This is a genomic window from Paraburkholderia sp. D15 (assembly GCF_029910215.1).
Taxonomy (GTDB): Bacteria; Pseudomonadota; Gammaproteobacteria; order Burkholderiales; family Burkholderiaceae; genus Paraburkholderia.
On record NZ_CP110396.1, the window covers coordinates 2077611 to 2093905 of the forward strand.

Consider the following 16295-nt stretch of genomic DNA (forward strand, 5'->3'; position numbering starts at 1 on the left):
ATCGCGGATCGCGGACTCATCCGCCGCCTCATCCTCCACTCAATTCGTGCTGACCTTGTGCGGCTTGGTCGCCTTTTCGAGCTTGTTGTATTCGAACTCGGGCACGGACTTCAGCGCCTCCTTGGTGGCGCCCGCGAGGAACAGATTGCCGTCGCGGATCTCGAAGTGATCCACCGGAATCGCCACGTAGTGCTTGCCCATGCCGAGGAATCCGCCCACCGACACGACCGCGTAACTGGCCTTGCGATCCGGCGCGATGATCACGTCGTAGATGCTGCCGATCTTGTCGTTCAGATCGTTGTAGACCGGCTCGTCGACGAGTGCGCGACGCACGCTCCAGCCCTTGAGCAGCGCATTGGTTTGCTCGACGGTGCCGCCGAGCGGTTGCAGGCCGGCGAGTTGCGCCTGTGCGCCTTGCGATGCGCAGATTGCCGCGAGCGCGACCGCGCAGATCAATGTATTGGCTTTCATTTCGGCTCCTGATTGTCTGTTCGAGTGGGGATGCCGGGTGGTCCCGAGCGGGTTCCACGATGGTCCCGACGTGCAGCTTCCTGCCAGCAGAATGCGGTAGCACGTGGTGTGCCCGGATGGGCATCAAGCGTCATGGTCGGTTGCTCCGGACAGGCGCCCCGCGCCGCGAGAAGGATCGGGATTCGATGCCGCTGGGAACGTGCTCTGCCAACCGCCGCCCAGCGCCTTGAACAACGTCACGAGCGACACGGCGACCTCCGTCGAACTGACGGCAAGCGCGCGTTGCGTGGCGAGCAGATCCCGTTGCACGGTCAGCACATTCAGAAAATCCGCCGCCCCCGCCACGTATTGACGCTGCGCGTTGTCGAGCGCGATGCGGTTCTGTTCGACCGCTTCCGCAAGCCGCTCGCGGTGCACCTGGCGCGCGCTGTAATCGCTCATCGCGTCGTCGACCTCGTGCCATGCGTTCAACACCGTGCGCTGAAAGTCGAGGGCCGCCTGTTGCTGCTGCGCTTCGCGCAGCGCCAGCCGCCCCTTCAATCGGCCGCCTTCGAAGAGCGGCACGCTCAACGACGGACCGATGCCGAACATCCGCGAACTCCACTCGTCGAGATCGCCGGCGTGCAGGGCCTGCAAACTCAGATTGGCGGACAGCGTGACGCGCGGATAGAAGTCGCCGGCCGCCACGCCGATGGCGGCGGTCGCGGCATGCAGGCGCGCTTCGGCCGCGCGGATGTCCGGACGGCGTTCCGCGAGTTCCGACGGCAAGCCGGCGGGCACGTTCGCGGGCAACGCCGGCATCGGTGCGGCGGTGCGCAGTTCGCTCTCCAGCGTGCGCGGTGGCGCGGCGATCAGAAAGCTCAACGCGTTGACGAGACGTTTGCGTTGATTGTCGAGCAAGGGCAACTGCGCTTCGATCGTGCTGACCTGCGCGGCGGCCTCGGCCATGTCGAGGCGTGTCGCGACGCCATCGGCGAAACGGATTTTTGTCAGCGCGAGACTATGCCGCGCGATCTCCAGATTCTGCGTGACGATCTGCTGCTGCGCCTGCACGCCGCGCAATTGCAGATAGTCGCTCGTGGTTTCGGCCAGCGTGGCCAGCAACACGTCGCGGCGCAGATCGGCGTCCGCTTCGACGGTGGCGTCGGCGGCTTCGTTCGCGCGTCGCACGCGGCCCCACAGATCGAGTTCCCACGTGGCGTCGAGGCCCGGTTGCCACAGGTTGTAGTCGTGCTTGCCGTCGAACCCGGCGGCATCGAGCAGTCCGTTCCGGCTCGAACGCGCATGCTGATACGCCGCCGTGCCTTCGATGGCGGGCAGCGCGTCCGCGCCGCTCACGGCGCGCGCGGCGCGGGCTTGCAGCAGCCGTGCGCCGGCGGACTTGACGTCGAGGTTGTCGTTCGCGACGCGTGCGATCAGCGCGGATAGTTCGGCGTCGTGGAATGTGTCCCACCATGGCGCATCGAGCGCCCCGTCGACGATTCGCGAGGACGACGGCGAAGCGTGCGCCGATGAATTCGTGGCGGCAGGCTGATCCACATGCCAGCGCGCCGGCAGGCTGGCTACTGGACGATGGAAGTCCGGCCCGACCGTGCAGGCGGCAAGTGCCAGCAACGCGGTGCTCAACGCGATGCGCAAGATCGATGTGTTCATCGCGTTCATCGTGCGGCGACCTCGGTCTGGGTGGAAGCCGATCCGCCGCTAGTCCGTATCGTCGCTTCGACCGACATGCCGACGCGCAGCTTGCCGAGTTCCTGCTGACCGCCGTTCAACGCGATCTTGACCGGAATCCGCTGGACCACCTTGGTGAAATTGCCGGTCGCGTTGTCGGGCGCGATGGCCGCGAACGTGACGCCGGTCGCGGGCGCAAAACTGTCGACCTTGCCGCGCAACACCCTGCCCGGATACGTATCGACACGAATCTCCGCGAGCTGGCCGGGCGCCACGCCCGTCAATTGCGTTTCCTGAAAATTCGCCACGACGTAGGCCTGCTGCAACGGCACGACCGCGAGCAGCGGCGTGCCCGGCGTGACGTACGCGCCGACCCGCGCCGCGCGCTGGCCGACCACGCCGTCGATCGGCGCGACGATGCGGGTCCACGACAGGTTCAGACGCGCGGTATCGAGGGCCGCCTGCGCCTGCTGAAGCGCCGCGACGGCGCGCTCGCGCTGAGCGGCTAACACGGCGACTTGCTGTCTTGCGGCTTCCAGCCCGGCCGCATTGCGCGACACGTCGGCGAGCGCGGTGTCGGTGCGCGAGCGCGCCTGTTGGGCGTTCTGCGTGCTGCCGGCGCCGTGTTCCGCGAGATCGTTATAGCGCGCGTAGTCGGCGCGTGCGAACACCGCGCCCGCCTTCGCGGCGGACAGCGACGCGGCGGCCTGATCGATCGACGCGTGCTGTTGCACGATGCTGGCAGACACGTTGTCGATGGCCGCCTGGGCGGCCGCGACGTTGGCTTGCGCGGAAGCAACCGCCGCGGCGTAATCGCGATCGTCGATCTGCGCGAGCAACTGCCCCTTGTGGACGACCTGATTGTCGTCGACGGATAACGCGCTGATCTGGCCGGCCACACGCGGCGCGACCACGGTGAAATCGGCGCTCACGTAGGCGTCGTCGGTGCGGGGTCCGGCGGGACTGAACGCGCCGTACGCGAGCGCGGCGCACAGGCCGAGCAACGCGAGCGCCGCCGCGGCCAGCGCATGGATTTTTTTGTTAGACGGCAGTTTCGACTGCGGTTTCGATTTCGATTCAGACATGAGACGACCTTTCTGCTGGCTGGAACGGAGTAATGGATTCGTTCACGACGGAAGCGCCGCGGTGGGCGCGGGGGCCGGAGTAGCCGGAGCCGGCGCCGGCGCGCGCGGCGGATATACGCGCGTCGGCAACACCGCGGTCAGCACGATCAACCCGAGTGCGATGCAACCCATCAACCGGAACACATCCGCCGACGCGAGCACCAACGCCTGCTCGCGGATGCGCTGGTCGAGCAGCGCCAGCCATGCATGCGGATCGCAATGCAGGCACGCGAAGACGTTCTGCTGCATCGTCGCGAACGCATGCGGCCGATTGCCGAGCGCGTCGACCAATACGTTCGAATGGAAACGCTCGCGCATCGTCGTCAGGCCTTCGGTGACGCCCGTGCCGAGCACGGCGGCAAACCCCTTCACGGTGTTGAACCATGCCGACGCGAACGGACCTTCGGCAGGCGTCATGCCGTTGGTCGAGAGCATCAGCAGCGGAATCACCGCCATGGGTTGCGCGACGATCTGCAGGACTTGCAGCGCGTAGAAGTTCTCGCGGGTCCAGTCGGACGTCATGAAGCTGCCCGCGTAGCACGACAGCGCGATCAAGCCCAAGCCGCTTGCGAGTACCCAGCGGCAATCGACGCGGCGCAAATTGCAGAGGGCCGCGACGGCGGGCAGCGCGACGAGTTGCGGTAACGCGACGCACAGCGCGAGCGGCGCGAGTTGCAGCGGCCGGTAGCCGTGCGCTTCGATCAGATAGGCGGCCGGCAGGCCCGGCATGGCGACGAGGATCAGCAACACGCCGCCGAGCGTGAGCAGCGCATGCGTCAGATTGCGCCGCGCCAGCAACTGGATCTTGAAGAATGGCAACGGATGAAACCATTCGTTGACGAAGAACAGCATCAGCAAAACGGTCCCGCCGACGAGCAGCGCGCAGAGCCACGACGCGTCGGTCCAGCCGGCACGGGTGCCCTGTTCGAGCGCGACGACCAGCATCGTCATGGCGGGAAAACCGAGCAGCACGCCGCGCCAGTCGAATTGCCGGAAGCGTTCGAGACGCAGCGGGTCTTGCGGCAAGCCCCACGCGATCATGCAGACCGATACCAGCGCGAGCGGCACGATCTGCCAGAACAGAAAACGCCAGCCCACGTAGTCCGTCCATAACGCCGCGAGCGGCGTGCCGAGATTCGGCGCGAACGTCGCGGTCAACGCATAGGCCGCAAGGCCGTAGAGTTTGATGCCGGGCGGCAGGAAGCGCAGCGCGACGGTCATCAGCATCGGTGGAAGGCAGCCGCCGGCGAGGCCTTGCAACGCGCGCAACGAGAGTTGCGTGCCGAACGTCGACGCGAACGGCAATGCGATGCCCAGCAGCGCGAAGGCGATCACCGCGCCGATCGTGAAGCGCCGCAACGAAAACGTCGTCGAGCACCAGGGGGCGAACATCATCGCCGAGACCTGCGTCGCCTGATAGACCGTGCTCAGCCACGACGCGTCATCGCGGCCGATGCCCAGCGCGCCACGAATGTCGGCCATCGCGACTTCGGTGACGTGGTCGTTGAGTTGCGCGATGACCACCGCGATCAGCACGCCCGCGAGACCGACCATCACGCGTGTGTTGAAGGCAGCTCCGGTGGCACTGGGCGACGACGGCGCGTGCGTCGCGGTGAGCGTAAGCGCGGACGCCGGCACGGGTGGGACGACGGTATTCACGCGCGCCGCCTGTCTTGCCGACGGGGTGCGCTGCGTGCTTTGCAAAACGACATGATGCTGGCTCCAGCGATGGGACGGGTGCCAGTCTACGAATTGCCGATCGGTTCGAATATTGCGATTTTCGCAATCGATCAGTGCGTCCGGCGCACGCATCGTGTGGCGCGTTGTGGAGCAGGCGAGAATCGATCCGCCTACCGGCTCGCTACGCGCCGCAGACCTCGCGCACCACACGCCGCAGCCACTGATGCGCCGGATCGCTCTGAAAGCGCGGATGCCATGCCTGAATCACCACGATCGTTTCCAGCGGCATCGGAATCGGGAACGGACGCACGCGGATGCCGAGCGCCTGTGCCGCCGTCGCGACGTGTTCCGGCACGGCGGAGATCAGATCGGAGGCGCCCAGTGCGAACACGCCGTTATGAAACGACGGCACCACCAGCGACACCGTGCGCGCGAGACCGAGCGCCGCGAGCGCGCCGTCGATCGGGCCGGTGGCAAGACCGCGCCGTGACACGCTGATGTGGTCGCAGGCCGCGAAGCGCTGCGGCGTGATTTCTTCGTCGAAGATCGGATGATCGTCCCGCGCGAGGCCGACGATGGTCGTCGTGAACAGCGTCTGCATATGAATGTCCGGCCCTAGCGGCCGCATCGACGTGATCAGCAGGTCCGTATTGCCTTCGAGCACGACGTGCGCGTCGATGTCGTTGGCGGGTTCGAAGCGCAGCACCGAACGCGGCGCTTCGCGTCTGACACGATCGAGCACGGCGCCGCCGAAGGGGCTGGTGAACGTATCGTTGGCTTGCAGGTTGAAACGCCGCTCCAGCGTGGCGATGTCGAAGTCGCGCTCGGGTTGCAGCAGCCGTACCGCGCTTTCCACCGACGCGCGCACCTGGTCGCGTAGCGCGAGCGCGCGCGGCGTGGGCACCATGCGCCGGCCGATCTTGACGAGGATCGGGTCGCCGACGGCGTCGCGAATCCGCGCGAGCGTGCGGCTCATGGCGGGCGCGCTCAGATGCATGCGTTGCGCGGCGCCGACCACGGAGCCTTCTTCGAGCAGCGCGTCCAGCGCGATCAGCAGATTGAGGTCAGGTAGCTGCATGGCACGCAACGATGGTGAACGAGGCGTGCAGTTTGAAGCAGGATGGGAATGGGTGCAGGGAAACTGGCGAATGGGCTGCGGGTGGATTCAAAAGCCGCCTATTGCGCTCCGCCTCGCACCGCCGGTTGCGACACCGGATCGACGTGCGCCGATTGCCTGACCAGTTCCTGCGTCATCGCCGCGCCGACCGCGGTCGAGCCGTGCGGATACTGTCCATCGCGTGCCGGTGTTTGCGATTGCGGCGACTGCATCGCGCCCGGCGGCATCGGCAATGAAGGGTCGGGTTTCGACGATTCCTTCACGAGCGCCGCCGTCATCGCCGCGGCAACCGTGTTCGAACCTTGACGGCTCAAGTCGCCGCTTGCATGGGCGTTCGGCTGGACGGCATACGCATTCGCCGGCGCGCCGTGTGAATTCGCCTGCACATTGGCGGCCATTGCAGCCTTCGGTTCGGCAGGCGCATGCACGGCCGCCGAGCGGCTCGTATGCACCGGCGGTTGATGCGGCGGCAGCGGCGCCGTCGCGATCGCGCCCGTATTCGCCGGCGGCGTGGGCGCGTCGGGCAGCACACTGCCGCCCACCACGTGGGTATCGCTCGCACGAGGGCTGGCCGGCACCGCGCCGATCGTGCTGGCCGATGAATCGAGCGAACCGGTGGACGGCGCGAGCGGACGCTCGGCGTCGGCTTGTTCGACCGCGACCGTGCCGTTCGCCGCTTTCGTGCGTTCGCCTCTCGGCACCAGCAGATAAGCCGCAACGGCGAGGTCGATCAGCACCAGCCCGATAATCAATGCTTTGCCTGTATTCGTCATATCCAACCGCCGGGTGTCGCTCGCTGAGAACGCTTAATGATAGTCGAGTGGGTGTGACACCTCCGGGACCGGCCGGTTCAATGGCGCCCTGCTCGAGCGCCGCGAGCGATGACAACGCAGACCGGCGCGCACCGCGATGAAGCATGCCTCTGCATGCAAAAGATAAATATTGAATCGATATAAACATATCGAAATAGAATAATTCTCACGGCCCGGCTTCGTCGCTACGCTTGCATCCAGTTTCGCCAGCGAGGGCATATGGCCGTTTCCGTTCCAGCATCGTTTTCCGCATTCACCGCGCGGCGGCGCGCACTCAAATGGTTGAGCGCGGCGCCTGCGTCGCTCGCCGTGGGCGGCACGCTTTCGGCACTCTCCGCGTTGTCCGCGCGCGATGCGTTAGCGGCCGACAGCGCGTCCACGACCACGCTCGTGCTCGGCGATCAAGCCGGCGGCACGCGTGCGCTCGCCGAAGCGGCCAAGGTGCTCGACGGCACGCCGTACGCGTTTCGCTGGGCCAATTTTCAGGGCGCGGCGCCGCTCTTCGAAGCGCAGCGCGCGGGCGCGGTCGATCTCGCGCCGGCCGGCGATCTGCCCGTGCTCGCGGCGGCCGTCGGCGATCCCACGCTGAAGATCGTCGCGACGCGGGTCGGTTCGGGCGCGCAACTCGGCATTCTGGTCGCGCCGGATTCGAAGCTGCGCAGCGTCGCGGATCTGAAGGGCCGCACGGTGTTTGTATCGTCCGCACGCGGCAGCATTTCGCAATTCCAGCTGTACGGCGCGCTCGCCGAAGCGGGACTGTCGAAGGACGACGTCAGCGTGCGGTTCATTCTGCCCGTGGATGCATTCGCCGCTTTCGCGTCCGGCTCGATCGACGTGTGGGCCACGTTCGATCCGTATTACGGCATCGCCGTGCAACGCGGCGCGCGGATTCTGCGCGACGGCAGCGGTATCAACAGCGGTCTCGGTTTCATCACCGCATCGGGCGCGGCGCTCGCGGATGCGCGCAAGCGCGCCGCGATAGCGGACGTGCTGACGAGACTGCAGCGCGCCGGCGATTGGGCGCTGGCCCATCCCGACGAGTACGCGCAAATCTACGCGACGCTCACGCGCTCGCCGCTCGATGCCGCGAAGCGCATCACGCAGCGCGCGTCGCTGAAACAGCATTTCGTCAACGACGCCGACATTGCCGCACTTCAAAAGGTCGCCGACAGCGCGAACCGCGACGCGATCCTGCCGCGACGCATCGACGTGCGCGCGATTTCCGACACTCACATTGCGAACGTTTGACGTCTGCCTCAGGAGAATGCCTCGACATGTCCACGCAATTGCAATCACTCGAACTCGGCGGTCTTCACGCGAGTGAGGCGGCGTCCGGGTCGCATCATCGCAAGCTGATCGTTCCCGCGCTGGCGGCGCTCGCGTGGTTCGGCGGCGCGGCGCTCACGCAGTGGTGGCCGAGTCTCGACGACTGGCCTTATACGCGCGAGTTGCTGATCCTTGAAATTGCGCTGGGCCTGGTGTCGGCGGCGCTCGGGGTGACGGGCTGGCGTCTGGCCACGCGCCGGGTGCAGGCGCGACCAGCCGACATCCCGGCCGAGGCAACCCGCATCGACAACTGGATCGCCGTCGCGCCGTGGCTGCTTGCACTCGCATTGGGTTTCAGCGGCTGGGAAATCGTCACCGCGAAACTCGAATGGCTGCCGCGTCCGTTCTTCGCACCGCCGCAAGCGTTGATCGCGGTGTTCTTCGACGATCTGCCGCGACTGTCGGCCAGCGTCGTGCATTCGTTCGGCCTGCTGGCCTACGGTTATCTGCTCGGCGCGCTGACGGGTTTCGTGGTCGGCGTGAGCATCGGCTGGTCGCGCGCGGTCGGTTACTGGCTGCATCCCGTGCTGCGTCTGATCGGGCCGTTGCCGGCCACCGCGTGGCTGCCGCTGGCGTTCTTCTTCTTTCCGTCGAGCTTCAGCGCGAGCGTATTTCTGATTGCGCTGGCCAGCGCGTTTCCGGTTGCCGTGCTGACGTGGTCCGGCGTCGCGAGCGTGAATCCCGCGTATTACGACGTGGCCCGCACACTCGGCGCGCGGCCGTCGTTCCTGATTCTGAAGGTGGCGATTCCGGCCGCGTTGCCGTCGGTTTTCGTCGGCCTGTTCATGGGGCTCGGCGCGTCGTTCTCGGTATTGATCGTCGCGGAGATGATGGGCGTGAAGGCCGGGCTCGGCTGGTATCTGCAATGGGCGCAGGGGTGGGCCGCTTACTCGAACATGTACGCGGGGCTGCTCGTAATGGCGCTGATGTGCTCGGGGTTGATCACCGTGCTGTTTCGTGTGCGTGACCGTTTGCTGGTCTGGCAAAAAGGATTGCTCAAATGGTAGCCGTTGCGTCTGCATCCATTCCCGCGTCTGCTTCTCCTGATCTCGCGCAGGCAAAGCATGGCGCGCGCATCGACGTGCGCAACGTCAGTCATCGTTTCGCGCTGCGCGGCGCCGCGCTGCCGGTGCTCGACGACGTCAGCCTGACGGTCGAACCCGGCGAATGCGTCGCGTTGCTGGGGCCGAGCGGTTGCGGCAAGTCGACGCTGCTGCGGCTCGTCGCGGGGCTCGACAAGCCGGCGCACGGCAGCGTGCATGCCGATGGTGAGCCGGTGAACGGTCCCGCGCCTTCGCGTGTGGTCGTGTTCCAGGACCCGACATTGTTTCCGTGGCGCACGGTGCGCGACAACGTTGGACTTGGGCCCGATGCGCAGCGGCGGAATACGAAGCGAGCGGAAGGCGGCCGAGACACGGCAGGGGCCAAACACCCGGGGCATTCGCCGCAAGCGGTGCCCGCGCGCAGCGTGCGCGAACGGGTCGACGCGGCGCTCGAACTCGTCGGCCTCACGCAGTTCGCGGATGCGTTTCCGCATCAACTGTCGGGCGGTATGGCGCAGCGGGCGGCGCTGGCGCGCGCGCTCGTCAACGATCCGCAATTGCTCGTGCTCGACGAGCCGTTCGGCAAGCTCGATTCGCTCACGCGTCTGCGCATGCAGGGCGAACTCGTGCGGCTGTGGCAGGCCGCGCGTTTTTCGGTGCTGCTGGTCACGCACGACGTGGAAGAAGCGCTGGTCGTCGCGAATCGCGTGATCGTGTTGAGCGAGCGTCCGGCGCGCGTGATCGCGCAGGTACGCAACGACGCACCGTATCCCCGCCATCGCGACGATCCGAAGCTGGTCGCGCTACGCCGTGAAGTGCTCGCGCAACTCGGCCTCGACGCATGAGTGCAGCGAAACAAGACACACCCGACGACCTCCCCACACCACCACACGCCAGGACCTCCTCATGAAACTCACCGACGATGCCGCGCGGACCGACATCGCAGCGGCCGACACCGCCGTCCCAATCGAATCAGCCGCCACGACGTTGAACGCGCGCGCCGACTCGCTCGCCGGCTTCGATAAGCCGGCCAATCCGACGCGCCGCGCGTGGCTGCGCAAAAGCTCGTGGCTGGCCGGCGCGGCCGCGCTGGGCGGCGCGTCGTTCAGCCTGCCTGCCACGCGCGCATTCGCCGACGGCAACCTCAAGCCGCTCAAGCTCTCGTGGAATGCCGGCGCGATCTGCACGGCGCCGGTCGCGGTGGCGTTGAAGGAAGGCTTCTTCCAGCGCCACGGCCTGCAGGTCGAGCTGGTCAATTTCGCCGGCTCGACGGACCAGTTGCTCGAAGCGATCGCCACCGGCAAATCGGATGCGGGCGTGGGCATGGCGCTGCGCTGGATCAAACCGCTCGAACAGGGCTTCGACGTGAAGCTCACGGCCGGCATCCACGGCGGCTGCATGCGGCTGCTCGCGACCCGAGCGTCGGGCATCGTCGATCTGCAAGGCCTGAAGGGGCGCACGGTCGGCATCAGTGACATGGCAAGCCCGGCGAAAAACTTCTTCGCGATCACGCTGAAGAAAATCGGCATCGATCCGGACAACGACGTGCATTGGCGTCAGTATCCGGCGCCGCTACTCGGCGAGGCGCTGAAGAAGGGCGAAGTGCAGGCCATCGCGGACGGTGATCCAACCATCTGGACGCTGCGCGAATCGGACCATCTGTACGAGGTGTCGAACAACCTGTGCGGCGAATACGCGAACCGCGTGTGCTGCGTGCTCGGCGTGCGCGGCTCGCTGATCCGCAAGGATCGCGCGACGGCGCAAGGGCTCACGCAGGCGTTGCTCGAAGCGACCGAGTGGAGCGCGAATCGTCCCGCCGACGCCGCGAAGATCTTCTCGGCCTACGTGCCGGGCGCGGATGTCAGTCAATTGACGGCGATGCTGAAGAGCCACACCGATCACCATCATCCGGTCGGCGATGCGTTCAGGCAGGAAATCGCGCTCTACGCCGACGATCTGAAAACCGTCGGCGTGGTGAACGCGAATACCGATTCCGGGCGCTTCGCGAGCCGCGTGTTCTCGGACGTGCTGGCCTGACGAGCCTACGATCTGACAATCTGACGAACGGCCGATTGGACGATTGGCCGATTCCGTTCACGGTCGGTTTCCTCCGCCACGCGCCGTAAGCCGCGAACCACAGCGGTGCGCGCGGCACGCGTCCGCTCGCGTTCATCGCGTCTGGGATAAGCTTCGGCTGGTCTGCAACGTGAGACGCGCACGCGTCGCTATGGAAGGAAACACGCATGGATAGTCATATCGCGCCGGTCGACATGAAGAAGGCTTACCGGCTTCTCAACCACGGGCCGACCGTGCTGGTGTCCGCGCGTCACGGCGGCGTGGACGACGTGATGGCGGCCGCCTGGTCGTGCGCGCTCGATTTCGCGCCGCCCAAGCTGACCGTCGTGCTCGACAAGTCGACCCGCACGCGCGGCCTGATCGAGCAGAGCGGCACGTTCGTGATTCAGGTGCCGACCGTCGCGCAGCTTCAACTCACGCACGATGTCGGCACCCGCAGCCTCGCCGACATGCCGGACAAACTGCAACGCGCGGCGGTGAGTCTGTTCGACATCGACGGCTACGATCTGCCGTTCGTCGCGGGCTGTTCAGGGTGGCTTGCCTGCAAGCTGATTCCCGAGCCGCACAATCAGCAAACCTACGATCTGTTCATCGGCGAAGTGGTCGGCGCGTGGTCCGACACCCGCGTATTCGAAGACGGCCATTGGCACTTCGATCGCGCGGACCCCGCATTGCGCAGTCTCCATTACATTGCCGGCGGTCAGTTCTATGCGATCGGCGATGCGATGTCGGCGCTCGTCGATCCGGCGGAAGACGCGTAGCACACCGCGCTCGCTCGCGGCGCCGCGAGTCGGCGCAACGGCTCAGTCTCGCGCACCGCTAATCCGCGCCGACCTGCGCCAGCGCGGCGATCAGATCGCCGAAGCGCTCCCCCTGCACCAGAATGTGCCCGCGCAGCGTGGCGGCGGCGGCTTCGCCGTCGCCCGCCGCCAGCGCATCCACGACCGCCTGATGTTCGTCGAACGAGGCGGCCACTCGCCCCTTCACGCGCAACTGCAAACGCCGGTACGGACGCAGCAGCTTGTGCAGCGCCTTCGCCTGATCGTGCAGAAAGCTGTTGTGGCTGCCCACGTAGATCAGACAGTGAAAGCGCTCGTTCAGATGGAAGTAGTCGTCCGGATTGCCGGCGTCGCGAGCGTTCTGACACGCGATGTGCGCCTCGCGCAGCGTCTCCAGTTCCTGGGCGTTCATGCGGCGCGCGGCGAGCCGGCTGCACATGGCCTCCAGTTCCGCCATCACCTCGAACATTTCGATCAGCCGGTGCAGGCTGATCTTCGCGACCACCGCGCCGTGCCGCGGCCGCATCTCCACCATGCCGGCGGCAGCCAGCTGCAATAGGGCCTCTCGCACCGGCGTTCGCGATACCTCGAAACGCGCGATCAATTCCGCTTCGTCGAGCCGCGCGCCGGGCGGCAGATCGCCGGTCGCGATCGCTTCCTCGATGGATTCGCGCAGCCGGTCTGCGAGGGTGAGCTTGTTTGTCATGTTTGGACTCCGCACGGAACCGAGTTGACCACAACGAGCATGCTGCCACCGTACGCGTAAACGATAGTTGAGAACGGTGTCGGTCGAATTATAAATACGTAGCAAGGTTATAAATATAAAAATAGCCTTTCCAAAAAATACTGACAGGCCCTGATGAACATATCGGCGACAACCGCCGAAGTTTCGTCCGTTCCCGCCAAACACACGCACGCCTTTTTCTCGACGCTGTCCGGAGGGCTTGACCATGAAGGTGCAGTCGCTTGCTGTATCGGTGGGAGTCGGTGTGGGAGTCGCCTTGATCGGCGGCTGCGGGCATGGCGATCACGGGTCTCCACCGCCCGTCGCGCGCAGCGCGGGATTCATCCAGAGCTTCCAGATTCTCTCCAGCGCGCCCGCCTTCGGTGGCGCGACGCCGGCCGGCGCCGCCGGTCCGTATCAGGTGATCACGGCGCTCGTGCACGGCGAACTCGATCCGAACAATCCGCTCAATGCGGGCATCGTCAACATCAAGAACGCGCCGGTCGGCAGCGACGGCTACGTGGCCTACACGACCGACGTGGTGATCCTGCGTCCGCAGAGCGCGTCCAATGCGACCCGTGTGCTGTTCTACGACGTGGTGAATCGCGGCAGCAAGATCGGCGCGGCCGCGTTCGTGGGCGGCGGTGCGCTCGACACCGGCGCGGCGCCGCCGTCGACGTTCCCGTCGCTGCTGCGTAACGGCTACACGGTGTTGTGGAGCGGCTGGCAGGGCGATGTGCCGCTCACCGGCAACCCGACCACCGCCGGCGCGGGTCTGCTCGGCGTGAGTTTCCCGGTGGCCACCAACCCGGACGGCTCGCCGATGGTCGGCTGGAGCCGCGAGGAATTCATTCCGGACTACGCGGGCGGCGCGCCCACCACGATTCCGCTGACCTATCCGCCGGCCAATCTGAACGACAAGACCTCGGTGACGTTCACCGCGCGGCAGTCGTGGTTGACCGCGTACGGCAGCATTCCGGGCGGCCTCGAAACCTACACCGCGCCGTCGCAGCCGGTGACGACGTGGAGCTACGCGAGCACGCCGAACAACGTCTACGAAGGCAATTACTCGGTGACGTTCACGCCGCCCGCGAGCGTGCCGGGGCCGAACGGCACGCAGGTGGCGCCGGATGCCGGGACCATCTACAGCTTCGTGTATCAGGCCGCCGCGCCGACGGTGGACGGTATCGGCTTTGCCGCGCTGCGCGACCTGGTGTCGTTCCTGCGCTACAACACCACGGATGCGCAAGGCGTGGCCAATCCGCTCAACGATCTGAAGGGCGCGGCGTGCGTGTCGTCGACGTGTTCGACGAGTACGAACTTCGATATCGCGATCGGCGAGGGGATTTCGCAGTCCGGCCGCTTCATGAAGGACTTCCTCTATCAGGGCTTCAATGTCGATGCCAACGGGAAAATCGTGTTCGACGGCATGTTCCCGATCATTTCGGCCGCGCGCCGTACGTGGACCAATACCGCGTTCGCGCAACCGGGACGCTGGTCGAAGCAGCATGAGGATCACTTCATGCCGGGCTTCCAGTTCCCGTTCACGTACGCGACCATGACCGATCCGGTGAGCGGCGTCAGCGACGGCGTGCTGAAGCAATGCACGGCGACCAATACCTGCCCGAAGATCATGCAGCTCGACGGCGCGTTCGAATGGTGGGGCGGCGGCGCATCGCTGGTCGTCACCGACGGACGGGGCAACGACATCACGCTGCCCTCCAACGTGCGCTACTACCTTGTGCCGGGCACGCAGCACGGCGGCGGCAGCGGTGTGACGACCGGCAATATGACGGTGCCGGCGGCGGGCAGCCAGTGCCAGTTGCCGGGCTCGCCGGTCGAGGAAACGCCGGTGGAACGTGCGCTGATTCCGGCGCTCGTCAACTGGGTCGGCAAGGGCACGATGCCGCCGCCGTCGCAATACCCGACGGTCGCATCCGGTACCCTGGTCGCGCCGACGCAGACTGCAACGGGCTTCCCGTCGTTGACCAACGTGATGGTGCCGAGCGGTCCGGCGGCGACGCCCACGCAACTGCAACTCACCTTTAACGGCGAGTACAACCAGCTGTTCGTGACGACCTTCGCGAACGCGGTGCCGCAGGTGAACACGGCGCAGCAGTACACGATCCTCGTGCCGAAGGTGGATGCCAACGGCAACGAAACGACCGGCGTGCTGGTGCCCGATGTGAGCGTGCCGCTCGCCACGTACACCGGCTGGAACTATCGCGGCGCGGGTCATGCGATCGGCGACGGCTGTATCTCGAACGGCGCGGCGATTCCGTTCGCGATCAGCGCCGCAGCCGAAGCGGGCGGAACCGATACGCGTACCAACCTGACCACCCTGTACAACGGCAGCCGGTCGAAGTATCAGGCGGCGGTGGCGACTGCGGCGAATGCGCTCGTGAGTCAGGGTTATCTGTTGCAGGACGACGCGACCAACGTCTTCATCGCGAATGCGGCCAGTGTGTCGCCGACCTTGCTGCCGCAACCTTGATGTGCGGTGGGGTGGGGTTGTTGGTGGTTGTAGGTTGTTGGGCAGGACGATGCGCGGCCGCGCCGCGCATCGCGTACGAGTGGTAACGACGACGATGGCGAAGACAGCCGGCGGGGGCGAACGCGATGAGACAGATAGCGAGCAGGTCCATCGTGGCGTTTGCCGCCGCTTGCGCGGTCGGTGCCTGCGGCGGCGGTGGAGGCGGCAGTAGCAACGGCAGCTCCGGCAGCGGAACCACGGGCACGAACACGCCGCCGCCCGCGCCGGCGAATGCCGCCGTGGTCTACGCCAACAGCCTGACGCTCGGCAGTATCGCGCCGGTGTCGTTGTCGCTCACCGCCGCGACCTCGACCAGCAACGCGTTGCTCACCACGCCCGTTGCCGCGCCGTTGCTCGCGGCCGGCAGCAATTCGCTCGTCTCGACCTTCGTCGCGACCAACGTGACAGGTGCGGGCATGGCCTGCGTGTCGGCGGCGTCGAACACGATCGGCACCGTGAGCGGTGTGAACGTCGGCGTCGATATCAAGAGCGTGGCCGCGTTGCTCGACGCTACGTGGACCGCGTCGTCGACGCCGTCCGCGGACTGGACGGCGCTCGGTGCGCTCGGCACGCAATTCAGCGGTTGGGAAAACTGCGGCGCGAAGGCGGAGGGTGCGCCTTCGCCGTCGTCCACGCTGACGGTCGGCGCGGACGGCAGTTTCACCGACAACGTGTTCGACGGCAATCCCGGCACCACGGTCACCATCGTGAATCAAAGCTTCACGGCCGCGCAGGCGACGGCGCTGCTGTCCAGCGCGGGCTATCTCGACAACGCGCAAGCGGCCAATCCGCAGACGATACGTTTGAAGATTTATCACAACGCGGCGGCGCAAACCGTGCTCGTCGAACAGGGCATTCCGGCGAGCGGCGCGACCAGTCAGAACCCTGGGTTCATCGCGTTGTACGTGCCGCACTGACCGGCGCACGCATCTACATCTG

At 66.2% G+C, this 16295-nt stretch carries 14 protein-coding genes; 7 read left to right on the top strand and 7 right to left on the bottom strand.

Annotation, left to right across the window (positions count from 1 at the left end; all coding sequences use genetic code 11):
- Nucleotides 1-39: 39 nt before the first annotated feature.
- The 6 genes from LFL96_RS29075 to LFL96_RS29100 form a co-directional block, all read right to left on the bottom strand.
- Entirely contained in the window at nucleotides 40-471 is a 432-nt protein-coding gene (locus LFL96_RS29075) for a PRC-barrel domain-containing protein (protein WP_281001346.1), read from the bottom strand.
- A 123-nt stretch (nucleotides 472-594) separates the two neighbouring features.
- Complete coding sequence (locus LFL96_RS29080) at nucleotides 595-2124, bottom strand: efflux transporter outer membrane subunit (RefSeq protein WP_281001347.1); 1530 nt, start codon at nucleotides 2122-2124, stop codon at nucleotides 595-597.
- A gap of 5 nt (nucleotides 2125-2129) precedes the next feature.
- Nucleotides 2130-3227: an HlyD family secretion protein gene (locus LFL96_RS29085; RefSeq protein WP_281001348.1), complete on the bottom strand. Its 1098-nt coding sequence runs from the start codon at nucleotides 3225-3227 to the stop codon at nucleotides 2130-2132.
- Between the two features lie 42 nt (nucleotides 3228-3269).
- Entirely contained in the window at nucleotides 3270-4925 is a 1656-nt protein-coding gene (locus LFL96_RS29090) for an MFS transporter (protein ID WP_348638428.1), read from the bottom strand.
- 202 nt (nucleotides 4926-5127) lie between these two features.
- Entirely contained in the window at nucleotides 5128-6024 is an 897-nt protein-coding gene (locus LFL96_RS29095) for a LysR family transcriptional regulator (protein ID WP_281001349.1), read from the bottom strand.
- Between the two features lie 98 nt (nucleotides 6025-6122).
- Nucleotides 6123-6836, bottom strand: coding sequence for a hypothetical protein (locus LFL96_RS29100; protein WP_281001350.1), 714 nt, complete (start codon nucleotides 6834-6836; stop codon nucleotides 6123-6125).
- Between the two features lie 258 nt (nucleotides 6837-7094).
- On the opposite strand from LFL96_RS29100, the gene LFL96_RS29105 reads away from it, so the two are divergent.
- The 5 genes from LFL96_RS29105 to LFL96_RS29125 all read left to right on the top strand — a co-directional run bounded on the left by LFL96_RS29105 (nucleotide 7095) and on the right by LFL96_RS29125 (nucleotide 12081).
- Nucleotides 7095-8123: an ABC transporter substrate-binding protein gene (locus tag LFL96_RS29105; RefSeq protein ID WP_281001351.1), complete on the top strand. Its 1029-nt coding sequence runs from the start codon at nucleotides 7095-7097 to the stop codon at nucleotides 8121-8123.
- 26 nt (nucleotides 8124-8149) lie between these two features.
- Complete coding sequence (locus LFL96_RS29110; RefSeq protein ID WP_281001352.1) at nucleotides 8150-9208, top strand: ABC transporter permease subunit; 1059 nt, start codon at nucleotides 8150-8152, stop codon at nucleotides 9206-9208.
- Nucleotides 9202-10089 (top strand): ABC transporter ATP-binding protein, encoded by an 888-nt coding sequence (locus LFL96_RS29115; RefSeq protein WP_281001353.1) that lies wholly within the window; start codon nucleotides 9202-9204, stop codon nucleotides 10087-10089. Before LFL96_RS29110 ends, LFL96_RS29115 begins: the two co-directional genes overlap by 7 nt.
- A gap of 61 nt (nucleotides 10090-10150) precedes the next feature.
- A complete protein-coding gene (locus LFL96_RS29120) occupies nucleotides 10151-11281 on the top strand; it encodes an ABC transporter substrate-binding protein (RefSeq protein WP_281001354.1) in 1131 nt (376 codons plus the stop codon).
- A 206-nt stretch (nucleotides 11282-11487) separates the two neighbouring features.
- Nucleotides 11488-12081, top strand: a complete 594-nt coding sequence (locus LFL96_RS29125; RefSeq protein ID WP_281001355.1) for a flavin reductase family protein — start codon at nucleotides 11488-11490, stop codon at nucleotides 12079-12081.
- 58 nt (nucleotides 12082-12139) lie between these two features.
- Here the strand turns inward: LFL96_RS29125 and LFL96_RS29130 are convergent, their stop codons facing one another.
- Nucleotides 12140-12805, bottom strand: a complete 666-nt coding sequence (locus LFL96_RS29130) for a GntR family transcriptional regulator (RefSeq protein WP_281001356.1) — start codon at nucleotides 12803-12805, stop codon at nucleotides 12140-12142.
- Nucleotides 12806-13049: 244 nt separating this feature from the next.
- On the opposite strand from LFL96_RS29130, the gene LFL96_RS29135 reads away from it, so the two are divergent.
- Nucleotides 13050-15317, top strand: coding sequence for an alpha/beta hydrolase domain-containing protein (locus tag LFL96_RS29135; protein ID WP_281001357.1), 2268 nt, complete (start codon nucleotides 13050-13052; stop codon nucleotides 15315-15317).
- 152 nt (nucleotides 15318-15469) lie between these two features.
- Nucleotides 15470-16273: a hypothetical protein gene (locus LFL96_RS29140; protein WP_281001358.1), complete on the top strand. Its 804-nt coding sequence runs from the start codon at nucleotides 15470-15472 to the stop codon at nucleotides 16271-16273.
- Nucleotides 16274-16295: the final 22 nt, after the last annotated feature.